General features: G+C 60.9%; 17 protein-coding genes. 8 read left to right on the top strand and 9 right to left on the bottom strand.

The window, feature by feature from the left end:
- The first annotated feature begins 99 nt into the window (after window positions 1-99).
- The 3 genes from AC1DWZ_RS14855 to AC1DWZ_RS14845 all read left to right on the top strand — a co-directional run bounded on the left by AC1DWZ_RS14855 (window position 100) and on the right by AC1DWZ_RS14845 (window position 2928).
- A complete protein-coding gene (locus AC1DWZ_RS14855) occupies window positions 100-1290 on the top strand; it encodes an aminomethyl transferase family protein (protein WP_477169695.1) in 1191 nt (396 codons plus the stop codon).
- A gap of 132 nt (window positions 1291-1422) precedes the next feature.
- Window positions 1423-2091 carry a TetR family transcriptional regulator C-terminal domain-containing protein gene (locus AC1DWZ_RS14850; protein WP_477169694.1) on the top strand — a complete coding sequence of 223 codons (669 nt, stop codon included), beginning with the start codon at window positions 1423-1425 and terminating at the stop codon, window positions 2089-2091.
- A gap of 30 nt (window positions 2092-2121) precedes the next feature.
- Complete coding sequence (locus AC1DWZ_RS14845; protein WP_477169693.1) at window positions 2122-2928, top strand: SDR family NAD(P)-dependent oxidoreductase; 807 nt, start codon at window positions 2122-2124, stop codon at window positions 2926-2928.
- Here the strand turns inward: AC1DWZ_RS14845 and AC1DWZ_RS14840 are convergent.
- The 3 genes from AC1DWZ_RS14840 to AC1DWZ_RS14830 all read right to left on the bottom strand — a co-directional run bounded on the left by AC1DWZ_RS14840 (window position 2923) and on the right by AC1DWZ_RS14830 (window position 8056).
- On the bottom strand, window positions 2923-4935 hold the full coding sequence (locus AC1DWZ_RS14840; protein WP_477169692.1) for a calcium-binding protein: 2013 nt from the start codon (window positions 4933-4935) through the stop codon (window positions 2923-2925). The genes AC1DWZ_RS14845 and AC1DWZ_RS14840 overlap by 6 nt on opposite strands.
- A gap of 299 nt (window positions 4936-5234) precedes the next feature.
- On the bottom strand, window positions 5235-6551 hold the full coding sequence (locus AC1DWZ_RS14835) for a tetratricopeptide repeat protein (protein ID WP_477169691.1): 1317 nt from the start codon (window positions 6549-6551) through the stop codon (window positions 5235-5237).
- A gap of 131 nt (window positions 6552-6682) precedes the next feature.
- Complete coding sequence (locus AC1DWZ_RS14830; protein ID WP_477169690.1) at window positions 6683-8056, bottom strand: aspartate aminotransferase family protein; 1374 nt, start codon at window positions 8054-8056, stop codon at window positions 6683-6685.
- 233 nt (window positions 8057-8289) lie between these two features.
- On the opposite strand from AC1DWZ_RS14830, the gene betI reads away from it, so the two are divergent.
- A complete protein-coding gene (gene betI, locus AC1DWZ_RS14825) occupies window positions 8290-9303 on the top strand; it encodes a transcriptional regulator BetI (protein WP_477169689.1) in 1014 nt (337 codons plus the stop codon).
- 135 nt (window positions 9304-9438) lie between these two features.
- Window positions 9439-11517, top strand: a complete 2079-nt coding sequence (locus tag AC1DWZ_RS14820; protein ID WP_477169688.1) for an acetate--CoA ligase family protein — start codon at window positions 9439-9441, stop codon at window positions 11515-11517.
- Between the two features lie 124 nt (window positions 11518-11641).
- On the opposite strand, the gene AC1DWZ_RS14815 is transcribed toward AC1DWZ_RS14820, so the two are convergent.
- From AC1DWZ_RS14815 to AC1DWZ_RS14805, 3 genes are all read right to left on the bottom strand, one after another.
- Window positions 11642-12574, bottom strand: a complete 933-nt coding sequence (locus tag AC1DWZ_RS14815; RefSeq protein ID WP_477169687.1) for a dimethylarginine dimethylaminohydrolase family protein — start codon at window positions 12572-12574, stop codon at window positions 11642-11644.
- A 140-nt stretch (window positions 12575-12714) separates the two neighbouring features.
- Window positions 12715-14391, bottom strand: coding sequence for a methyl-accepting chemotaxis protein (locus tag AC1DWZ_RS14810; RefSeq protein WP_477169686.1), 1677 nt, complete (start codon window positions 14389-14391; stop codon window positions 12715-12717).
- 121 nt (window positions 14392-14512) lie between these two features.
- Window positions 14513-15427, bottom strand: coding sequence for a LysR substrate-binding domain-containing protein (locus AC1DWZ_RS14805; RefSeq protein ID WP_477169685.1), 915 nt, complete (start codon window positions 15425-15427; stop codon window positions 14513-14515).
- A 257-nt stretch (window positions 15428-15684) separates the two neighbouring features.
- Here AC1DWZ_RS14805 and AC1DWZ_RS14800 point away from each other — a divergent pair, with 257 nt between their 5' ends.
- The gene (locus AC1DWZ_RS14800) at window positions 15685-16152 is read left to right on the top strand and encodes a DUF992 domain-containing protein (RefSeq protein WP_477169684.1); all 468 of its coding nucleotides are present in this window, start codon (window positions 15685-15687) and stop codon (window positions 16150-16152) included.
- A gap of 61 nt (window positions 16153-16213) precedes the next feature.
- On the opposite strand, the gene AC1DWZ_RS14795 is transcribed toward AC1DWZ_RS14800, so the two are convergent.
- Window positions 16214-18232 (bottom strand): methyl-accepting chemotaxis protein, encoded by a 2019-nt coding sequence (locus tag AC1DWZ_RS14795; RefSeq protein ID WP_477169683.1) that lies wholly within the window; start codon window positions 18230-18232, stop codon window positions 16214-16216.
- A gap of 229 nt (window positions 18233-18461) precedes the next feature.
- Between AC1DWZ_RS14795 and AC1DWZ_RS14790 the strand changes: the two genes are divergently transcribed.
- On the top strand, window positions 18462-18956 hold the full coding sequence (locus tag AC1DWZ_RS14790) for a c-type cytochrome (RefSeq protein WP_477169682.1): 495 nt from the start codon (window positions 18462-18464) through the stop codon (window positions 18954-18956).
- Window positions 18957-19080: 124 nt separating this feature from the next.
- Here AC1DWZ_RS14790 and speB read toward each other — a convergent pair whose 3' ends face one another.
- Window positions 19081-20049 (bottom strand): agmatinase, encoded by a 969-nt coding sequence (gene speB / locus AC1DWZ_RS14785; RefSeq protein ID WP_477169681.1) that lies wholly within the window; start codon window positions 20047-20049, stop codon window positions 19081-19083.
- Window positions 20050-20260: 211 nt separating this feature from the next.
- On the opposite strand from speB, the gene AC1DWZ_RS14780 reads away from it, so the two are divergent.
- On the top strand, window positions 20261-21445 hold the full coding sequence (locus AC1DWZ_RS14780; protein ID WP_477169680.1) for a pyridoxal phosphate-dependent aminotransferase: 1185 nt from the start codon (window positions 20261-20263) through the stop codon (window positions 21443-21445).
- Window positions 21446-21592: 147 nt separating this feature from the next.
- Here the strand turns inward: AC1DWZ_RS14780 and AC1DWZ_RS14775 are convergent, their stop codons facing one another.
- The gene (locus AC1DWZ_RS14775) at window positions 21593-22327 is read right to left on the bottom strand and encodes an MBL fold metallo-hydrolase (protein ID WP_477169679.1); all 735 of its coding nucleotides are present in this window, start codon (window positions 22325-22327) and stop codon (window positions 21593-21595) included.
- Window position 22328: the final 1 nt, after the last annotated feature.

The raw sequence follows: 22328 nt of genomic DNA, 5'->3' as shown, positions 1-22328 counted from the left end.
GACTAGGTCGGTGCGAACTCCCTCCCCCCTTGAGGGGGAGGGTCGGGGAGGGGGGTATCTCTCCAGCGCACTATGCCAGACAATTTGGGGAGCTAACTCATGACTCATGTCCAGCATTTGAAGCCGTTCCTGAAAAGGACGCCGTTTCACGATTCCATGGAAGCGATGATGCATGGGGCGGGCTGGATCCGGTGGCAGGGCTATTACTCGCCGGCCTTTTATGATTCCACCCAGTCGGAATATATGGCGGTGCGCAACGGGGCCACGGTCTATGACGTGTCGCCACTGATCAAGTACGCCATCAAGGGCAAGGACGCAGCCAAGTTCGCCAACTATCTGGTGACGCGCGATCTGACCAAAGTGGCGCCGATGAATGTCGCCTATACAGCTTGGTGCGACGATGACGGGCGCATGGTCGAAGAGGGGACACTGTTCCGCCTGGGCGAGAACGACTTCCTTTTGAACGCCGCCCTGCATCAACTGCATTGGCTCAATGAAAGCGCCTATGGCTTCTCGGTCGAGATCGAGGAGGTTTCCGACCAACTCGCGGGCCTGTCGCTACAGGGGCCGAATTCCCGGGTGATCCTGGAAGTGCTGGGCGTGCAAGGGATCGGCAAGCTGCCGCATTTCGGTATCATGGAAACCAGTGTTGATGGGCATTGGCTGCGCATCGACCGGGCCGGGTTCACCGGCGACCTCGGCTACGAAATCTGGGTGAAGCCGCAGGATGCCTTGTGGCTATGGGAGAGCCTGTTCCGACTGGGTGATCCCTACAAGATCGCCCCCATGGGTGGGCATGCGCTGGAGATGACGCGGATCGAGGCCGGGTTCATCCTGGTCGATGTCGATTACATTGGGTCGCATCACGCGATCCGGCCGACACAGCGGATCTCGCCCATTGAGGCCGGTATCGGCTGGGCAGTCGCATTGAAGAAAGATGCCTATTTCGTGGGCAAGCGGGCCTTGCAGAAAGAGAAGGCGGAGGGATCCTCACGCTTCATCCTCTCTGGCATCGAGATCGAAGGCCGCAAGCCGGCACCCGGCGCCTTCCTTTATGCCGACCAGAAAGGCACCAAGGAACTGGGTCTCACCACCTCGGCCATGTGGTCGCCGCTGCTGAAGAAGAACATCGCCTTTGCACAGATTCCACCGGCCTATGCCAAACCGGGGACTGAAATGTGGATCGAAATCTGGTATCCGAAGGAGAAGAAGATCGAACGCAGCATGGTGAAATGCTGGACCCGGAACCGTATGTTTTTTGATCCGCCGCGGAAGAAGGAAATCGTGTGAGGATGATAGTTTTTCTGTCGGCAGTGGATGCCCGGGTCAAGCCCGGGCATGACGTCGTTTATACTATTTCATCATTGCCGGGCTTGACCCGGCAATCCACTTGGTCGACTGGCTTCGGTGCAACATAGCGTCATGCCCAAAAAAGCCCCCGTCCGCAGCAACCGGAAGAAAGAGCTCATCGAGGCGACCATCGCGGTCATTGCTGAGCACGGCTATCATGGCACAACTGTGAGCCGGGTGGCGGGGTCGGCCATGGTGTCGACCGGCCTGATGAACTTCCATTTCAAAACCAAGGACAAATTGTTCGAGGAGGTGTTCAAGCATCTCGCGGACGAATTCATGCTGGCCTGGCACGAACGCGTGAAAGCGGCCCCCGTGGAGCCCTGGGCAAGATTGCAGACGATGGTCGAGACCTATTTTGACCGCGGCATCTTTACGCCGGCGAAACTGGCTGTCTGGTTCAGTTTCTGGTCGGACCCGGCGCTGCGGGACAAGTTTCGCGACGCGGCAACGGCGGTCGAGCGCTATTATGTGCGCGAGCTGGAAGGGCAGATCTATAACCTTGTCATTGCGCGGCCCGGGGACAAGTCCAACGCCAAGAAGATCTCGGTGCGCGTGGCGGCTGCTTTATCTGCCATGATCGACGGCTTCTGGCTGCAGGCACTGCTTTATCCCAAGGCCTACAAGACCAAGGATGCGATCAAATCCTGCATGGCCTTTTTGCAGCTCCATGACCTCTATTACGCGCAGCGCGAGAAGCTTGCTGAGACGGATGGCGCAAAAGCCGCGCCCGAGGCATGATCGGCCGCTGCAGCTCATGCGGGGGTAGAGATGCGTTTCAAAGACAAGATCGTCCTGGTGACCGGTGGCACGACCGGGATCGGCTTTGGCATCGCGCGCCGGGCAGCACTGGAAGGCGCCAAGGTTGCGATCGTCGGGCGTAATGCCGATAAGGGCGCTGCTGCGGCCAAAGAGCTGGCCAAGGTGGCGGCCGATGTCGCGTTTTTTGCCAGCGACGTTGGCGTTGAAGATGCCGCGAAGCGCTTGATCGATGATGTCGTGGCACGGTTCGGGCGCCTCGATATCGTGGTCAACAATGCCGGGGCGGGTGCACGCCGGTCGGGCATCGAACCTCATGACAGTCCCAGCGTGCGCCTGGACAAGATCATGGCAGCCAATCTCCACTCCGCCTACTTCGTCTCGGCCTTTGCCTTGCCGGTACTGAAGGCAGGGGGCGGCGGGGCCATCGTCAATATTTCCTCGACCGCTACCTTGCATGGCAATTGGGGCAGCTATGGCATGGGCAAGGCGGCGCTGGAATCACTGACCCGGTCGCTGGCGACCGAAGGCGCGCCGCACGGCATTCGCGCCAATGCCGTCTCGCCGGGCTGGATCAAGACGGAAACCACCGGCGGTAGCGGGGCTGCCGACGATTGGGAGAAGGGCGCCTCGCTGCTCAGGCGCATGGGTACGCCGGACGAGATTGCGCGTGCCGTAATGTTCCTCGCCTCCGACGAAGCATCGTTCGTGACGGGAACCGTGCTGACGGTCGACGGCGGCCTCACCATCACCGACTATCCGTCGCTGCCCTATCTTGATGCTGTGGGGGCCTGGAAGCTGTTTCCGGGGACGTTATAGATAGGTGATGTCGCCGTCGGACAGGTCGGCTTTTGTCAGGCCTTCCAGCAACATGGTGGCACCGGTCGCCGAACTGGTGATCAAGACACCGTCGGCCGTATCCGTGACATCGGTGTCAAAATGGAAGTTCTGGTTGAAGGATGGATAGGTCAGTCTGATCATATCCCCTTCATCGGCATTGAAGTCCGTGACGGTATCGTGGCCGGTCCCGAAGACAAATTGATCGGCCCCGGCGCCGCCCGTCATGACATCGTCGCCGGCGTCGCCGCGCAGATCGTCATCACCGCCGCGGCCGTGCAAGGTGTCGTTCCCACCGCCGCCCCAGATAGAATCCTTGTTGTCGCTGCCACGCAACGTGTCATCACCAGCAACAGTCCCACGCCTGATGTTCAGGATCTCGAAATTCTGGAAGGTGAGGCCGGAGCTTACGGTGCCGGCGTGGCCGTCGACTTCAAGCGCGCCAGGGCGAAATAAGCGCAGAGTAAGGTCATCATCGAGACCGCCCCCACCATCAAGGCTTCCGCGATGACCGGCATAGATGGAGTCCCGGCCATCTCCGCCGATCACGACGTCAAAGCCGCTATCCTGGCCATTGCTGACATCAATGGTATTACGGCCGCCGAAGACCTGGATGATATCGTCGCCAGCACCCGTGATGATGCTGTTGCCGGCTGATCCGCCGACGATATGGTCGTTGCCGGCGCCGGTATAGACCCATCCCGCTTCGAAATTCTTCAAGGTGGCGAAGCCGGTCGCCGTTCCAGCGACGAGATCGACGGTGACATCTCCGCTGAAGAAGGGCCGGTAATCGATGTGAATCGAATCATAACCGGCGCCACCATCGACGAAATCGCCGCCGGAAGTCCCTTGCACGGAATCATCGCCAGCGTCGGCGAGAATGACATCATTGCTGTTGGTGCCGGTCAGGGTGTCGTTGCCCTGCGTTCCATGAACCTCCACGCGTTCAAATCCCGTTGCCGTCAGCGTCACATTTGGTGGCGTCAGAAAGTTGGTCGTGTAGCTTGTGACAATGGTGCCGTCGGCGGCAACGGTCATTCGGGCGCCGTAGATATTATGTGGGTCACGATTTTCAAAATTGAGAATCAGCGTATCGACGCCGTCACCACCGTCGGCGGCACCTTCACCGATGGTGGTGACGGTGTCGTCGCCCGTACCGCCGCTGAGTATATTGTTACCACTGGCGCCATTCAGATCGTCGTTGCCGGCACCGCCATAGAGTGCGTCGTCGCCGACGCCGCCATGGAGGATGTCATCGCCGCCGGCGCCGTCGAGATAGTCGTTTCCCGCATCGCCAATCAAATGTTCGTTGGTGCCGCTGCCCACGATGTGGTCTGCGGCTGTGGATCCGCGAACACCCTCGATCGAGACGAGTTGGTCGCCCTCAGCATGCCCGCCGTGCTGCAGGGTGCGGGTGAGGTCGATATCGACACTGGTCGAGCCACGATAATCAACAAAATCGATGCCGGCGCCGCCATCGATATAGTCACCGCCCTTGCCACCGGAGAACTCATTGTCCTTGGCGTTGCCAACGAGGCGATCAGCGTGGTCGGAGCCGGTCAGTTTCTCGATGCTGTAGAGTCTGTCGCCTTGAGCATCGCCACCGATCTGCACCGCGCGGGTGAGATCGACGTCCACGCCGGCATCCGAATAAGCGTAGCTCGCCCGGTCGTGGCCGAGCCCGCCGTCGATGGAATCCGCACCCTTGCCACCGCGGAAATAATTGTCACCATCATCGCCTTGCAAATCATCATTGAACGGTGATCCGACGATGCCTTCGATGTCGGTGAGGTAGTCGATATGGCCATTGAGCTTCTCGAGTGTGACATGGCCGCCAGCGCCGACACTGGAGACAATGCTGGATTTCGAGTTGGTATAGACGACGATGTCGAAGCCAGCGCCACCGTTCAAAGTGTTGAAGGGATAGGATCCGCTCGGCAAGCTGCTCCAGAGGATGTCGTTGCCGGCGCCGCCGATGATCTCCGCCATGATCCGTTCCCCTCCCATGTGTCGTGAGGATCAGTTTAGGCAGTGTCAAAAAGCACGGTCAAATGTTGATCATCTTGAGGGTTTCGCGAAATCCTACATTGCGAAAATTTTCGCTAATGCCGTGCCTGACGATGCTGATGTGTGCTCGGAAAGAAGTGGCCGCTGTTTCATGATCGGAACGCCAGCAATCCTGCGCCGGCTGCGATACGCGCAACGCTGTCTGAACCGGCCGCGGATAATTGTTTGCCGAGGGCAATCACGCCGGCGGGCACCAGCAGCGCCAGAGATAATTTGTCAATTCAGGTGACTGCGCGCTGATGGAGTTGCCAGCTGAACGGGCAATGCGGTTTGAGGGCGAGCCGCTCGTGGGCCAGACCATGGGCCAGCGATTTGTCGCCGGCACGTAGCGCCGCCTCGATCAAGGTCCGGTGCAGGATGTCGCGCTGTGCGTGGCTGCCGCCGAAGAGGGCGGCGCGGTAGCGCACGGACATCAACCGGTCTGTGGCCTCGGCATAGCGGCCGGCACCGAAGGCGAGGATGGCATGAAGAATGGACAGGCCAACCTCCCGCGTCATCATGCCGTTGCTATCGGCGGCATGCACGGCAGCCTCGGCGGATCGCAGCAAGCTCGCTGCTTCCTGCTGGCGACCGGTGGCCACCAGGGCCATCATCGCATGCATGTCGTTGAAGGCATAGAAGCCGGCCTCGCCACCCTTGGCATAGATGGTGGCAAGCTCGTCCCATCGCCCACCGACATCAAGGCCCATGAGATGCATGCGCCAGAGAAGGGCTACGGCATCCAGCAGCATGAGCTGGATTTCCGTCGGCTGAGCGCGGATGCCGCGATCGTAGATCTCCAGCGCCCGGACATGGTTGCCTTGATCGAGCTGGAAGAGGGCGGTGTGCCACCAATTATGAAACTGGAAGCCATTGTCGTCCTGCGCCCAATGATCCTGACGGGATTCCATGAAGGCAGCACCCTCCACCTGGCGTGCCTGCATTTCCATGACATGGGCAAGAGCATGCTGGGCCCAGCAATCGTCGGCTTCGAGCTCGATCGCGAGGCGACCGGTTTCTTCAGCTGACGAATAGTCGCCGCATTCCTCCTGGCCGAAAGCATGCATGCCAAGGAGGAAGCCATAGCCTTGATCGTCGCGGTCCCAGAAAGGCAAGGCCCGTGCGACCCGGCCGCGCAGATTCTCGCGGTCACCCTGGAAGAAGTCGGCGATATGACCAACCTGGAGAGCGAGGAGATCGCGCGGATAGGTCGCCAGAAGCCGGTCAAGCGCATCCTTGTAACCACGCCAATCGCCTGCGGCCCATAGCGAGATGGCGCGGGCATGGGCGCGTTCGCGGTCGTTGCTGCGGTTCCCGAGGTCGCTCAGCTGGTCGAGGGCGGCATTGACGGCCGGCAGCACGCTCCGCTCCCACATGGTGATGTGGACATGGGCGCGCAGGATATGGCCCATGGCGAAATCAGGGCTCTCGGCGAGGGCCTGGTCGATGATCGCAACCGGGTCGCCGCGATAGACATTGAGCGCGCGGAGCGCAGTCTCATAGATCTGCAGGCTGCCGGCATCAGCTGCCGACGTAGCGACGTCGCGAAGATCCTGCATGACCGCTCCTTCCGCCAGGGATTGATCATGATAGGAATGTCCGGGCAGGAGTCAAACTGCCGGCGGCACGGACAAACAAAAACGGCGCCGTGTGGTGCACGGCGCCGTTGCTGCCTTCAGGTCGATGGCGTTCAGCCGCTGATACCGGGCATCAATTTGTCCTCGGTCTCGCGGCCCTTGGCGAGCTCGTCGAGGGTGAGGTCGACGGCTTCCTCAAACTTCTGCAATGTCTCGTCGAGGCACTTCTTGTCGTGGGCCGAGGAGATGAACCAGGGCTCGCGGCTGTCCGGTTCACACATGACGCCCATGTCGATGAGAATGCCGGCCATCGTGTCGTAGAAGGTGTAGTCGGACAGCTTCCAGTGACGATAGGTGGTCGGCGCCTCGGCGCTGAAGAACAGGCCGGACATCGACTGGTGGCCGGTAAAGCTGTGCGGGATGCCGCGCTTGGCGAGCACCTTGTGCATGCCGTCCTGCATCGACTGGCCATAGGCCGCGATGTTCGCCAAGGCGTCCGTGTCCTTCAGGATGGTCAAGGTCGCTTCGGCCGCGGCGAGGCTCATGGCCTGCGCAGTGTAGGTGCCGCCATGGGCCACACCCTTGCCATACTTGCGCAGGATCTCTTCCTTGCCGCCGATCGCGGAGATCGGATAGCCGTTGGCCACCGCTTTCGCGACGGTGAAGATGTCGGCCTCGATGCCATAGAGTTCCTGGGCGCCGCCTTTGGCGACGCGGAAACCGGTCTTCACCTCGTCGACGATCATCAGCACATTGTACTTGGTGCACAGCGCGCGGACGGCCTTGATGAATTCCGGCTTCGAGGGGATGCCGCAGCAATTGCCGAGAATCGGCTCGATGAGAACGGCGGCGATGGTGTCATGGTTCTTCTTCAGCACGTCTTCGAGGCGCTGCGCATCGTTATACGGCACCTGCCAGAACAGCTGGCGGACAGCTGCGGGAATGCCGAGGCCGTAGGGAATGACCTTCGGGTCCTTCGATTGATCCTGCATGTCCTCGGGATCGGCGGTCCACATAGTGGCGTCGAACAGGCCGTGATAGGAGCCTTCAAACGTCACGTAATTGTCCTTGCCGGTATAGCCGCGCGCCAGGCGCAAGGCGGCCATCACGGCTTCGGTGCCGGAGTTCGAGAAGCGCACCAGTTCAGCCGCCGGCATCATTTCCTTGATGAGCTTGGCAACGGTCACTTCCTTTTCGGTGCCGAGCGCAAAGACGGTGCCGATCGACTGCGCCTCATGGGCGGCGGCATCGACGATGTCGTTGCAATGGCCGAGGATGGCCGGGCCATAGCCCAGGCGGTAATCGATATATTCGTTACCGTCGAGATCCCAAAGGCGGGCGCCCTTGCCCTTTTTCACGAAGACCGTGTTCTCGTCGCCCCAATAGCGGAAGTTGGAGCTGACACCGAGCGGCATATGCTTGATGGCCTCTTGGAAATGGGCCTGGCTCTTATCCATTTTGCGACGATCGGTTTTGATCGTGGTCATCTGAAAATCTCCATAGTCTCAAAGTGATGCGGGATTTCCCGCGCTCCGGTTAGGTAAAAATCACGCCTCTGTTACCGTCCGGTCATTGAATGTTTGTATAAAAAATCTATCATGTGATTCAGAAAATGGCAATATCACTGAATGAACATTTAATGTTGCGAGCGCAGCAAAGTTAAAGATATCATGGAGTTATCCCGATTCCCGTAAGTGGTAGTGAAAGGGTTAAAGCGTCCATGGCCAAGGCCGAAGCTGTTAAGGAAGTCCGCCGTAAGCAGTTGATTGACGCCACTATTCGCGCCATCGGACGGGTTGGATATGCCAACGCGACGCTGACGCACGTTGCCTCCGAAGCGGGGCTCTCGCCGGGCATCGTCAATTTCTATTTCAAATCGAAGGAACAGCTGCTGATCGCCACGCTGGAGCAGATCGCCGAGGAATATTCGGCCTTCTGGCAGGCGGCGATCAACAAGGGCAAGGTGGCACCAGCCGCAGGCTTGGAAGCCATGATCGAGGCCGACTTTCATCCCACCGTGTGCAATGTCGAGAAGGTCTCGATCTGGTATGCGTTCTGGGCGGAAGCGCGCGGCAACCAAGCCTATCACGACGTGGTGCAGCGGCTGGAACAGGATTACCTGGCGCAAACAGAAACGCTCTGCCAGCGCATCATCCAGGAAGGTGGCTATGAGGGCGTTAGTCCCGGAGATGTCGCGACCGGCCTCAACGCCATGATCGACGGCATGTGGTTCGACTGCCTGATGGAACCCAAGACCTTCAACCGCGCGGAAGCCAAGCGCATCTGCCGGCAATATCTGGCCTCAGTCTTCCCGGCGCATTTTGCCAATTCGGCATCGATGGCTGGGATGAAAAAGACCAAGAGCGATAACGACAATGGCGTGGTGCTGGCGATTGACCAGGAGGTGCAGGGGCGCAACGCGCACCGCGCGCGCCTAGCCGCTGCCTTGCGCAAACGCATGGAGCCGGTGGGACCTTTGCGTCGCGAGATTTTGGCGGCAGCGGCCGGTATCTCGGTCAAGATCCTGGAGAGCTGGCTGGATGGCCGCGCCGAGCCGACATCGTGGCAGGTCGGTCGCCTCATCGTTGCTACCGACGCGCAATTGTGGATGGAGGTCTACGGCCCGATCCATGACGAAGCGCAGCGCTTGTTCGAAGCACGCCTTGCCAACGCCCAGGAACAGGCGTTGCGCGAGCGCGCCGCACTGGCGACGTTAGCGGGGAAGAAAGAATAGGTAGTTCCTCTTTCAACCGTCATCCCCGGGCGAAGACCCGGGGATCCACTCAGGCAGTTGAAGTCGTGGATGCTCGGATCAAGCCCGGGCATGACGAATGAGGGAACGGAGCGAGGCTGGGGCGGGGGGCGTCTGTTGGTACATAAACTGGACCGGCTGTTGCGGCCGAAGAGTGTGGCGCTGGTGGGGGCCAGTCCGAAGGCCGGGACCGTTGGCCGTGGCATGATCACTTCGACCGGCATGGCAGGCACGCCATCCAAGATCTATTTCGTCAATCCTGGCTATGACGAGATCGATGGACAGAAATGCTACAAGTCGCTCAGCGACCTTCCGGAAGTGGTCGACATGGCGGTGCTGGGCATTGCCAATGCGCGGCTTGAGGCGGCACTCGACGAGATCATCAAATGCGGTATCGGTGCCGCCACGATCTTTGCCAGCGGCTATCTGGCAGACGATAACGAACCGAAACTCACCGACCGTATTTCCAATAAAGCCAAGGCTGCCGGCATCGCCATCTGCGGTGGCAACGGCATGGGCTTCTATCATCTCGATTACGGCCTACGCGTCTGCGGCTTTCCGCCGCCAGACTGGCTGCGCAAGGGATCGGTCGCCTTCATCACCCATTCCGGTTCGGCATTCTCTGCGCTGTGCCACAATGACAAGCGTATGGGGTTCAGTCTCGCTGTGTCGGCGGGGCAGGAGCTGGCGACGGATGTCGCCGCCTACATGGATTTTGCCCTCGACATCCCAGCAACCAAGGTCGTGGCGCTGTTCCTGGAAACGGTGCGCGATCCAGCAGGCTTCAAAGTGGCGTTGGCCAAAGCGCGGGCGAAGAATATTCCCGTGGTTGCCTTGAAGGTCGGGCGCACGGCGGAAAGTGCGGCACTCGCCGTCTCGCACTCCGGTGCCATTGCCGGCAATCATGCGGCCTATCAGGCACTGTTCGACCATTACGGGGTCATCGAAGTCGCCAACATGGATGCGCTCAGCAACGCGATCCATTTCCTGGCCGGCGACCGACCCTTGGCCAAGGGCGGTATCGCCACGGTGCATGATTCCGGCGGCTTCCGCGAATTGGTGATGGATCTGGGGATCGAGACCGGTGTGCCGTTCGCCAAGATCAGCGAGACGACGCGCGATAAACTCGCAGCAAGGCTGGATTACGGATTGGAGCCAATCAATCCGCTGGATGCCTGGGGAACGGGCACCGATTGGGAAGGTATCTTCGAGGATTGCCTGCAGGCTCTGGTCGACGATCCGGACACGGCGATGGTGTCGCTCTGTGTCGAGACGCGCGACGGCTATTATCTGACCGAAGGCTATGGCGATATTCTGCGCCGGGTGCGGATGCGTACGAGCAAGCCCGTCATCCTCACGACCAATGTCGCCAGCAATTCCAGCGACGACGTCGCAGTGCGCCTGGCCCATGACGGCGTGCCGGTACTCTCGGGTGTCGAGAACATGCTGGGCTTGGTCAAAAAGTTGATGGCGGAGCGCGACCGCAAGGCTCTGGGCCTGGATGCAGCTGCTGCGGCACCGGCCGGGTTGCGGGCAAAGTGGCAGAAACGATTGGTACCGGGCGCGACGCTGTTGGAAGCCGAGGCGCTCGATTTGCTGGCCGACTATGGCGTGCCGGTGATCGCGCATATGCACGCCGACAGCCTGGCGACGGCACAATCGGCGGCAGAGAGGATCGGTTATCCGATCGTGATGAAGACCGCCGAGCCCGGCATCTTGCATAAGTCGGATGTGGGTGGCGTAAAGCTGAACCTGGCCGATGCTGCGGCATTGGCTGCCGCCTATGCCGACCTCAAGTCGCGCCTGGGGGCACGCGTTCTGCTGATGCCGATGGCGGGCAAGGGGATCGAGATTTCCTTCGGGATGATCCAGGATTCGCAGTTTGGACCAATCGTGATCGTCGGCGCCGGCGGCGTGCTGATAGAGATGATGGCGGATAGGCGCTTCGTCCCGCCGCCATTTGGCATTGCCGAGGCACGACGGCAGATCGATCGGCTGTCTATGCGGCCGCTGCTCGACGGCAAGCGCGGCGCAAAGCCGGCGGATGTTAAGAGTTTGGCGCGAGCCTTCGCAGCGTTCTCGGTGATGGTGGCGGACCTGGACGGGTTGATTGCCGAGATCGACATCAATCCGCTGATCGTGAACGCCGATGGTGCGGTCGCGGTGGATGCACTGGTTGTTGCAAGATCGAGCTAGCTGAGACGCCCCCACCCAACCCTCCCCCTAGAGGGAGAGGGCTCTTCTAGCGGGCTTGATCGATTGAACTCGCTCAAGACTCCCTCTCCCTTTAGGGGGAGGGTTGGGGTGGGGGCTTCTTCGACTACGCCGCTTCGCGGTTCAACGGTTGGCACATGCAGTGGACGCCGCCGCCGGCCCAGGTGAACATGGTCATATCCGGGTCGTAGACCGTGAAGCCGTTGGCGCGGAGCTTGGCGTTCAAATCCTTGGCGCCGAGGGTCGAGAGGATGCGATCCTTGCCGAGAGCGACGACGTTGCAGCCCAAGGCCATGGTTTCCTTGAAGGTCGCCGGGATGATCTCGATCTTCTTTGCTTTCAGGAAGTCGATGATATCGTCCTCGGTCGTTTCCAGACAGACGGCAGCCACATGTTCATTGAGCATGCAGACCATCAGGTCGATATGGACGTAGAACTGGTCGATGGGGGCGAATTTGATTTCCCAGCCTTCATCCTTCATCCATTCGGAAATCTGGCGGGCGGATACTTCTTCCGATCGGTGATCGGTGTAGCCGATGAGGGCGGTCTTGTCGGCGACGATGTTGAAATCACCGCCCTCGAAATTGCCCGAGCTCACCATGTCGTAAACCGGGATGTCATTCTCGAGGTAAAAGCGCAGGCAGGAGGCGTATTCGCCACGGCGGCGCGGATTGGCCATCTGGCAGATGACGGCGCCATAGGGCGTCATGAAGGACGAATCCCGGGCATAGACCTGATAGGGATTGTGCTCGTCCAGCGGCAGGAAGTGGCAGTTGACGCCGGCATCCTCATAGGCGTTGACCATCTCGCGGTGCTGGCGCATGGCGAGTTGCTTGTCGAATTTATAGCCCTTGCGCATGGTGTCGCGAACGAGCGACGACCATTGGGCGTTTTCAAGACCCATCCAGCGGAAGCCTTCGGCCGGCCCGAGGAGCACGTCCTTGAGGGCGCCGGATTCGGAGGCCAGGTTCCATTTCTTCATGAGCGGCGTGCCGCCGCCGACGACGCGGCCGCGGAGCGGAGTCTGGGTGGTGGTCATCGGATTGTTCCCCATCTGATGTGGCGTGATGGGGCAAGACTAGCAGGAGCGGCCACGCCCGGGACAGGGACTAAAGTTCCGGGCGTGATCCACTATTTCTCACAGCATTGCCTGAGCTGTTGCTGGCGGGCGCCTATTTTTTAGGCGGCACGGACGCCACTGATGAAGTCGACGATGTTCCTGCGCAAGGTATCGGTCTGCAAGGTGAGGCCATTGGCAGCATCCAGCACCTTGCCGGCGCCATCCGCCGTGGTCGCGGCCGCGACCGAGACATGGCCGATGGATTTGGCGACTTCCTGGGTGCCGTGGGCGGCTTCGGTCGCGTTGCGGCCGATTTCCTGGGTCGCGGCGGTCTGTTGCTCGATGGTCGCAGCGACGGCTGTTGCCATTTCGTTGAGGCGGTCGATGACGGTGGCGATCTCGGTGATGACATCGGTGGCCGAGGTGATGCTGCTGCGCATGCTTTCGACCTGGCTGCGGATATCGTCGGTGGCAGTCCCGGTCTGGGTGGCCAGGGATTTCACCTCGGTGGCGACGACGGCAAAGCCGCGGCCGGCTTCACCGGCACGGGCCGCTTCGATCGTGGCGTTGAGCGCCAGCAGATTGGTCTGGCTGGCGATATCGTTGATGAGACCGATGACGTCGCCGATGCGCGTGCCGGCTTCTTCCAGCTTGTGCACCATGTTGCGTGCTTCCTGGGCACGGGCGGCGGCATCATTGGCGACCGTGCGGGCACCGGCCATCTGCTGGGCGATTTCGCGGATCGAGGCGGTCATTTCCTCGGTGGCGGCAGCCACCAGTTCGACATTGCGGGTGGCCTCTTCGGAAGCCGCTGCCACGGACGTGGTCTGATGCGATGTTTCATCGGAGGCATTGGAGAGCGTGCCAGCCGTCTGATTCAAGGTGCCGGCGGCGGCATTGATGACGCCCAGCACATTGGTGGCCTGGCTCTCGAAGGCCTGGATCAACTTGGACACGCGTTCGCTTTGCGCGAGCTTCTCCCGCTGCTGGCGTTCTTCCTCGAGCGCCAGCTTGGCGCGCGCCTCGGCATTCTCCTTGAAGGTCGCCATGGTGCGGGCGATATCGCCCACTTCGTCACGCCGTTCGGTACCCACCACCTGTGTGTCGAGATTGCCATTGGCAAGGCTCTGCAAGGCTTCGGTGACGCGGCGGATCGGGTTGACGATGCCACGCCGAGCGACGATATAGCCAACGAGGACGCCGAACACGATACCAACCAGGGCGACAATGATCTGGATCCATTGCGCATTGCTCGACAAAGCGAGGGCGCCGTCGCGCATCGTCTTCATGCGCTCGGCGGAATAGGTGCTGTAGATTTTGACCGTATCGGTCACGATCTTCTGCGCGGCGAGACCGTCCTTCAGGGCAGCATCGATGGCGGCCTTGTCGCCACCTTTGGCGGCAACATCGACCAGGGCGCGGATCTTGTCGAAATAGGGGGCGAGGACGCCCTTGACGGCATCCAGCTGCGATTTCTGCTGCGCATCGGCAGCGGCATCGAGAATGGCGAAGCGCTCCATCATCTCGCCGGTCCGGCGTTCAGTTTCTTTCTGGAAGTCGGCGGCCTTCTCAGGATTTTGCGCCAGCTGATAGGTCATGCGGCTGATGGCGATGATGTCGAGGCGCAGGTCCATCGCCTCGCGCGCGGCGGCCTCGACCGTACCGACTTCTTCCAAGGTTTGGCCCATGCGGCTCATGCCATACCAGCCGGTGACGGCGATGAGGGCCGAGAGAGCTGCCAACATCACGACGAGCATGATGACTTTGGCGGAAATGGTGATGTTTTGTAGGCTCATGATCCTGCTTCCTTGGCCGACCGATTAGTTGCTGATCGTCACATAGCAGGCAGCTATTGCTATTCCGTTAAAGTGGATTCATTTGTACGATAAATATGCTGGTTAATTTTTGAGCAAATCGTCAGCTGAGATCGGTGGTGGCGGTCATTTCTGCTTCCAACCATTCGGCAAAAGCCCGCGCGCCGGGGGATACCAAGGCCGGCAGGACGATGAAGTAGGCGCCCAGATGTTCGATCGACTGTCTGAAAGGGCGCAGCAGATGACCGCGCGCAAGATCCTCGCCTGCAGTGATCTGGTCGGCAAGGCACAGGCCGAGCCCTTGTTTCGCTGCCGCCAGGAGCAGATTGAAATCCTGACAGTAGATGGTCTTCGGAAGAGTCGCCTGCAGTACACCGGCGCGCTGCAGCCAGCGCTGCCAGTTGGTTCCTTGCGGATCATCGAGCAGCAACGTGTGTTGCAGCAGGTCGGCCGGGTTGGCAAGACCTGGCTCTGCCGACATCAACAGAGGACTGCAGACCGGGAACGAACCCACGTGTGAGAGAAGGCGTGCGGTACCATCCTTCCATACCGGTTCGCCGAAACGGACGGCAAGATCGAGATCTTCGCCGAGGACGTCGCCTGCTGCCGCGTCATAGCTGGCGTTGGCGGACAGCAAAGACAGTTTCAATCCGGGTGCCGCCTCGGTGAATTTGGCCAGGCGCGGGATCAGCCATTTTTCGGCAAAGGCGGAGGGGACCGAGACGCGCAGCTCGCCGGCAATGGACTCGCCTTCCAGCCGGGCAATGGCATAGCCCAATTGGTCGAACGCGGCGGTGGCGGCCTTCAGCAGCTTCAACCCCTGGTCGGTGAGGGCGAGGCGATTGCCGACGCGGTGGAAGAGGCTGAAGCCGAATTGGTCTTCCAGATTGACGATCTGCTTCGAGACGGCGCCATGGGTAACGCCAAGCTCGTCCGCTGCCTTCCCCATATGGAGATGGCGGGCTGCCGCTTCGAAGGTACGCAGGGCGTTGAGTGGCGGAAGGTGGCGTTTCTGCACGGTTTGAACTGTTCCCTGGAGGGCCTAGTACCGGATAGTTCCCGGAAAGAGGAAAGCTGTCCAGTTCGCCCGGACATTGGGGGCGGCAAATATTCCGCAGGCAGGGGTATATCGCAAAGCAGCGTAACTCAAGGCTTTGTGAGGGCCGTCACAGCAAATTGGCTAGTCCGCGCGTGGACTTTCAATCGACCGGTGCTACATTGCTGTCACCGCCGCGGACGGGCGACGGACACCTTTTCATTCATGGGAGCTTGAATATGAAAATCGGTAGCCTGATCGCCGCGGCCGCGGCGCTGATGATTTCTGCTGTTCCGGCCTTTTCGGCGTCGGGCGTCAATGTTGGTACGCTGAGCTGCAATGTGGGTGGCGGCATGGGCTTTATCTTCGGATCGTCGAAAGACATCTCCTGCGTCTTCACGCACACGGATGGTCATGCCGAAGTCTATAACGGCGAGATCAACAAATACGGCGTCGATATCGGCTTCACCAAGGAAGCCCATATGATCTGGGTCGTGTTCGCGCCGGGCAATGTCGCCCCGGGTGCGCTCGCTGGCCAGTATGGCGGCGCCACCGCGGAAGTCTCGGCGGGCCTCGGCCTCGGTGCCAACGTGCTGGTGGGTGGCGGCAACAGCCAGATCGCCCTGCAGCCGGTGAGCGTCTCGGGCAGCATCGGCGTCAACGTCGCTGCCGGTGTGGCACAGATCGAGCTGCGTCCCGGGATTTAAGCCAGCACGCTAGTTCACAAAGGGCCGCGATGAAAGTCGCGGCCCTTTTCGATTCTGTGTGTCAGAGGGCGCGGACATTGCTGATGAAGCGGCCGACTTCCTCGTTGAGGACGCTCGATTTGGCGCCAAGTTCGGTGGCAGCGCTCAGCACTTCGCCAGCCGCCCGGCCGGTTTCACCGGCGGCCAAAGTCACCTCGGCGATGTTGAGCGAGACTTCGGTGGTGCCTTGGCTGGCTTGCTGCACATTGCGGGCGATCTCCGCTGTGGCAGCAGTCTGTTCTTCGACCGCACTGGCGATGGCGACCGAGATCTTGCTGATTTCCTCGATGACCTGGGCGATGCCTTGGATAGCGCCGACGGATTGATCGGTCGCCTGCTGGATCTCGGCAATCTTGGAACTGATCTCGTCGGTCGCCTGGGCGGTCTGGCCGGCAAGGTTTTTCACTTCCGAGGCAACCACGGCAAAGCCACGCCCCGCATCGCCGGCGCGGGCTGCCTCGATGGTGGCATTGAGGGCGAGGAGGTTGGTCTGGCTGGCGATATCGTTGATCAGCTGGACGACATCGCCGATCGCCTGCGCGGCGGTCGCAAGGCCATGCACCTGCTCGTTGGTATGCGCTGCCTGGGCCACGGCCTTTTGCGCAATGCTGGTCGATTGGCTGACCTGTCGGCCGATCTCGCTGATCGAGGCGCTGAGTTCCTCGGTGGCAGCAGCCACGGTCTGCACGTTTGCCGTGGCTTGTTCAGCGGCCGTCGCCACGACGTTCGATTGCCGGTTGGTCTGGTCGGCAGTGTCGGTCATGGATTGTGCCGAGGCCTGCAGGGCACCCGACGCCGTGGACAAGGTGCCGGCGAGCTCGCCAACTTTGTTCTCGAAGCCGATAATCAGCTCATCGAGGGCTTTTGACCGCGTAAGCTTGGCTTCCGCATCGGCCTTGATCGAAGCATCCGCGTCGCGCTGGGCGATGAGGGCGTCCTTGAACACCACCACGGTGCGGGCCATGTCGCCGATTTCGTCCTGGTTCTCCTGCGCCGGAATGTCGGTTTCCAGCCGACCATCGGCCAATTCGCTCATGGTGGCGGTCATGCGGCGGATCGGTGCCGAAATGCTGCGGCCGATCAGCCAGGCGCCGAGGCCACCTAAGGCGAGACCGGCAATGGCGATGGCGATGGTGATACGCTTGGTACCGCTCATGGCGGCCTGGGTGCGCAACTTGATGGCGCCGAGCAGGGTGGTCTGTGAATCGCGGATCTGATCCGCCAACGCCGCGATCTTGGCGGCCTTCTCCGGCATGGCGACGTCGATCAGCTGATGCGTATCGTCGGCGCTCTTGGCCAGGGATTGCAGCGCCTGGCCATATTTGAACATGGTCATGGTGATGTCCTGGGCCGCCATGCGCTGCTGCGGCGTGGTCAGCTTGCGTTGCATCTTGGCAATGCTGAGGGTGAATTTGCTGACATATTGCTTGGCGGTGGCAATGAGCTTGGGGTCGAGCTCAGCAAGATAGCGCGTGGCGGTGAGGCGCGCCGACATTAGCGCATCTTCGGCCACGCCGGCCAGAGCCGCACCCTCGAAATTGCTTTCCGCCAAGGCACCGGTGATGAGATCGGTCATGGTCTTGCTGGCCGTGGCGCCCACTGGCGTCAATTGCTCGGCGACGATCTTGTCGCGGGCCGTGCGTAGGGTGACGGATTTTTCGAAATCCTCGCCATAGGCGGTGATCAAGCCCAGCATCTCGTTGAACTGAGCCTTCTGGTCCTCGGCGGTCGCTTGGTTGATGCGGTCCTGCAGAGCGGTTCCCAGCCGCGCGATGATGGCGCGGGTGGCGTCGGCGGTTGCAGGTTTTGGTTCGCGCGCATAGGACAGGATTTCGCTGCGCAGCAAGGCAACGTCGCGGGCGATCTGCTGCACCTCAATGGTGGCACTGGAGATGCCGGCATAGTCGCCGACATTCTCTTCGGTGCCGCCGGCAGCAATGACACTGTAGGTCGAGGTGCCGGCCAGCAGCAGCAGCAGAATGCCGAACCCGAGGGCAATGCGGTTACCGATCCGCAATCTGGTCAGAATCTTCTCAAGCATGCGACGCCCTTTTGTCTGCGAATCCGCGTTGGTCTCATGATTTGTCATATAAATCATGAAAACGGGGTTAAGGCCGGTCGATTTCGGGCAAATTCGAGGGTCGGCAGCCTCCCGGCCGTGACGCAGAACACGGTTAGCAATCTCTTATGTTTTGTCCGGAAACCTGCCGCTTTAGGTAAGGCCCGCCGTTCCGGCATGGGACGCATTGCCTGACCCTGAGGAGAGTTCGATGAAATTCGGTTTTGCTGCCGCGACCGCAGTGCTGACGCTTATTGCGACGACGGAAAATAGCCGGGCGGAAACGCCGGTCGAGCGGGGCGCCTATCTGGCGCAGATCATGGATTGCGGCGGCTGCCACAATACCGGCGCCTTCACGCCCAAGCCGAATCTGGCGACACCGCTGGCCGGCTCGGATATCGGCTTTGAAATTCCGGGGCTCGGCATCTTTTATCCCCCGAACCTGACGCCCGACAAGAAGACGGGCCTGGGCGAATGGAGCGATGCCGAGGTGATCGCGGCTTTCACCACTGGCGTGCGGCCGGATGGCAGGCAATTGGCACCCGCGATGCCTTGGATGTCTTATGGCCACATCACCAAGGACGATGCCACGGCCTTGGTCGCCTATCTGCGCAGCCTGCCGGTTGTCGACCACAAAGTGCCGGGTCCGTTCGGCGCGCAGGAGAAGGCGACGGCGCCCTATATGAGTGTGGTGATGCCGAAGTAGGGAGCCAATCGCCCCTCACCCCGACCCTCTCCCCGCAAGCGGGGCGAGGGAGTTCGGACGAACTCGCTCTAGGGCCTCTCGCCCCATGAAATGGGGAGAGGGGTTGGGGTGAGGGGGCTTGCTTTTACGTCCGGTATTTCACGCCCGGGAGTACACACAGCATTTCGTAGAGCAGGTTCGCGGCCAGCAGTGCCGTGTTGCCGGTGGGGTCATAGGGTGGCGAGACTTCGACCAGATCGCAGCCGACGAGATCGAGGCCGCGGCAGCCGCGGATGATCTCGATACCCTGGATGGTGGTGAGGCCGCCGATTTCCGGCGTGCCGGTACCGGGCGCCGAAGAGGGGTCGAGGCCGTCGATGTCGAAAGACAGATAGACCGGGCCCTTGCCGAGCTGTTCGCGGATCTCGGCCATCAGCGGCGTCAGTGATTTGTACCAGCATTCCTCAGCCTGTACGACGCGGAAGCCCTGGGCGCGGGGCCAGTCGAAATCCTCCGCGGCGTAACCCGTCGCACGCAGACCGATCTGCGCCACGCGCTTGCCGTCGAGCAGGCCTTCTTCCACCGCGCGGCGGAAGGGGGTCCCGTGGGCGATCGGTTCACCGAACATGGAATTGTTGACGTCGGCATGGGCATCGATATGGACCATGCCGACAGGGCCATACTTCTTCTTCAATGCGCGCAGGATGGGGAGTGCGATGGTGTGATCACCTCCAATGGTGAGCGGCACGCAATTGTGGCCGAGGATATCGTCATAGGCTGCTTCGATGATGCCCATGCTCTTTTGCAGGTTGAAGGTATTGATGGCGACATCGCCGATATCCGCCACCGAGAGGCTGTCGAAGGGTGCCGCGCGCGTCGCCATATTGTAGGGGCGGATAAGGCAGGATTCGGCGCGGATCTGACGCGGACCAAATCGGGCGCCGGCACGATTCGAGGTGCCGATGTCAAAAGGCACACCGACGAAAGCGGCGTCCAATCCGGCCGCACTCTCCTTGGCCGGCAGGCGCATCATGGTGGCATGGCCGCCGAAGCGCGGCATCTGGTTGCCGCCGAGCGGCTGGTGGAAAACCTTGTCTTGCGTAACCTTGTTCATGATCAGCCTCACTTCTTGGGTCACTGACGAAACGCCATTCGGGCAGGCGAAACGCCGTCTTGCGGTCGATTGGACATGCGGATCGGGACAGCCGATCTCGTTTCCACGGGTGGGTCAAGAGCCTGCTTGACCGCGTCTCGGGCGGACTTTACCTCTTGGCTCCAATAACCGGCACAAAAATCAATTTGTGCCTGCATTGTCGGGGTTTGGAATGCGTTACTCACGATTTGTCGACCGTATGGCGGGCGAGGGTGCGGCAGCCTGGGACCTGCATGTCGAGGCGCTGACGCAGAAGCGTGCCGGGCGCGACGTCATCATCCTCTCGATCGGCGATCCTGATTTCGACACGCCGCCAGCCATTACCGAAGAAGCGGTCAGGCTGCTGCGTGCGGGCGATACGCATTACGCCGACATCCTCGGCCTGCCGCGCGCCAGGGCTGCGGTTGCATCGCAGCACACGCGGCTTACCGGGCAGAAGATCGGACCGGAGCAGGTCGCCATCATGTCGGGTGCGCAGAGCGGGTTGTTTGCGGCTGCCATGAACATCCTCGACCAGGGCGACGAAGCCCTGGTGCTGGAGCCGATGTATGTGACCTATGAGGCGACGATTCAGGCGAGTGGAGCCAAGCTGGTGCGTGTGCCGCTGAAGGCTGCCAACAATTTCCGCCTCGACCTTGCCGACCTCGAGCGCGCGGTGACGCCGAAGACGCGGGCGATCTTTTTTGCCAGCCCAAGCAATCCCACCGGCGTGGTGCTGAATCGCGCCGATCTCGAGGGGATTGCGGCCTTGGCCAAGAAGCATGACCTCTGGGTCGTGTCGGACGAGGTCTACAGCACCATCATTTTCGACGGTGAACATGTCAGCATCTGCGGCCTGCCGGATATGGCGGAGCGTACCGTCACCATCAACAGTCTTTCCAAATCCCATGCCATGACCGGTTGGCGTTTCGGCTGGCTGGTCGGCCCCACCGAGCTGATCAGCCATGTCGGCAATCTGGGCTTGGCCAACATGTATGGCCTGCCGCCTTTCATCCAGAATGCCTCCGCCGCAGCTCTGGAGAGCAATATTCCGCAGGTCGAGGAAATGCGGGCCATCTATCAGCGCCGCCGCGATATGGTCATGGCAGCTCTCGGGCAATTGCCCGGGATCATCTGCCGGAGCCCAGCTGCCGGCATGTTCATGATGGCCGACGTGCGCGGCACGGGTATGAGCGGCAACGACTTTGCCTGGGCGTTGTTCCGGGAAACCGGCGTGGCGACACTGGATGCCACTGCTTTCGGGCCGAGCGCCGAGGGTCATCTGCGTATCTCCTTTGCCATCGACGAAAAGAGCCTCAATGAAGCCTGCCAGCGCATCGCGGCGTTCACGCGGGGGTTGATGGGGAAGGTGGCGTGAGTGGGTCCAGTCGATCCACCCCCTCTCCCTAACCCTCTCCCACGTAGGGGAGAGGGGATTCCAGCGAGTTGGTATCGGCTATCGCGACTAGGTTTGGTCGAGTTCCCTCCCCCCAACGTGGGGGAGGGTTAGGGAGAGGGGGCTCTTCTACCGGTCAAACTCTCCCAGAAAATCCTGGATGATCACCCGCATGCGATCCTGGCCGAAGCTGGGATAGTGGCCGCCATGGACAACGCGGACCGGCAGGTTCAGGAGCCGCTTCATGCTGGTCACGTATTGCTGCATCTCGGCCCTGTTGTTGGCATCATAGGCGAGTTCGCCGTCGTAGATGACATCGCCGGCAAACAGCGTTTCGGTGGCGCGTTCGTAAAGGGCGATTGAACCGTCGGAATGGCCGGGCAGATGAAAGACCTCGAAGGACCGGTCGCCAGTGTCGACCCTGCTGCCTTCTTCCAGCAGCGTCTGGGCGGGGGCGGCTTTCACTCCATATCTCAGCGCCTGCCAATCGCCGGGTGGGAGTGCCGTGAAAATGGAATCGTCGGCGACATATTTGTCCGCATATGTGTTGGCGCGCGTCGGATGCGCCAGAATATCCGCTTCCGCCGGATGAACCGCCCGGTCAGCAAACTCGTGATGCGTGCCGATATGGTCGAAATGGGTGTGCGATGCCACGGCCAGGATCGGTCTTTGTGCAAGAGCTGAAACCTGTTCTCGCAGGCTCACGACGCCCATGCCGGAATCAATGAGCAGATCCCGGTCACGGCCACGCACATGCCAGATGTTGCAGCGATAATATTCCTTGATGAAGGGCTCGTAGATCCAGGTGATGCCGTCACCCATGGCGCGGGTAGCATACCAGCTTTCCAGTGTTGCGATTTTCATC

It is taken from the genome of Dongia sp. P2_B8, assembly GCF_056404715.1.
Note: the sequence above shows the minus strand (reverse complement) of the source record. Positions and strands in the feature narration are given on the sequence as shown.

Bases quoted from the DNA above. Each gene is read 5' to 3' on its own strand.
- AC1DWZ_RS14835 (WP_477169691.1), bottom strand. From the start codon at position 6,551: ATGCAGGATCTTCGCGACGTCGCTACGTCGGCAGCTGATGCCGGCAGC.
- speB (WP_477169681.1), bottom strand. From the start codon at position 20,049: ATGAACAAGGTTACGCAAGACAAGGTTTTCCACCAGCCGCTCGGCGGC.
- AC1DWZ_RS14845 (WP_477169693.1), top strand. From the start codon at position 2,122: ATGCGTTTCAAAGACAAGATCGTCCTGGTGACCGGTGGCACGACCGGG.
- AC1DWZ_RS14850 (WP_477169694.1), top strand. From the start codon at position 1,423: ATGCCCAAAAAAGCCCCCGTCCGCAGCAACCGGAAGAAAGAGCTCATC.
- AC1DWZ_RS14855 (WP_477169695.1), top strand. From the start codon at position 100: ATGACTCATGTCCAGCATTTGAAGCCGTTCCTGAAAAGGACGCCGTTT.
- betI (WP_477169689.1), top strand. From the start codon at position 8,290: ATGGCCAAGGCCGAAGCTGTTAAGGAAGTCCGCCGTAAGCAGTTGATT.
- AC1DWZ_RS14810 (WP_477169686.1), bottom strand. From the start codon at position 14,391: ATGAGCCTACAAAACATCACCATTTCCGCCAAAGTCATCATGCTCGTC.
- AC1DWZ_RS14800 (WP_477169684.1), top strand. From the start codon at position 15,685: ATGAAAATCGGTAGCCTGATCGCCGCGGCCGCGGCGCTGATGATTTCT.
- AC1DWZ_RS14775 (WP_477169679.1), bottom strand. From the start codon at position 22,327: ATGAAAATCGCAACACTGGAAAGCTGGTATGCTACCCGCGCCATGGGT.
- AC1DWZ_RS14830 (WP_477169690.1), bottom strand. From the start codon at position 8,056: ATGACCACGATCAAAACCGATCGTCGCAAAATGGATAAGAGCCAGGCC.
- AC1DWZ_RS14815 (WP_477169687.1), bottom strand. From the start codon at position 12,574: ATGACCACCACCCAGACTCCGCTCCGCGGCCGCGTCGTCGGCGGCGGC.
- AC1DWZ_RS14780 (WP_477169680.1), top strand. From the start codon at position 20,261: ATGCGTTACTCACGATTTGTCGACCGTATGGCGGGCGAGGGTGCGGCA.
- AC1DWZ_RS14840 (WP_477169692.1), bottom strand. From the start codon at position 4,935: ATGGCGGAGATCATCGGCGGCGCCGGCAACGACATCCTCTGGAGCAGC.
- AC1DWZ_RS14790 (WP_477169682.1), top strand. From the start codon at position 18,462: ATGAAATTCGGTTTTGCTGCCGCGACCGCAGTGCTGACGCTTATTGCG.
- AC1DWZ_RS14795 (WP_477169683.1), bottom strand. From the start codon at position 18,232: ATGCTTGAGAAGATTCTGACCAGATTGCGGATCGGTAACCGCATTGCC.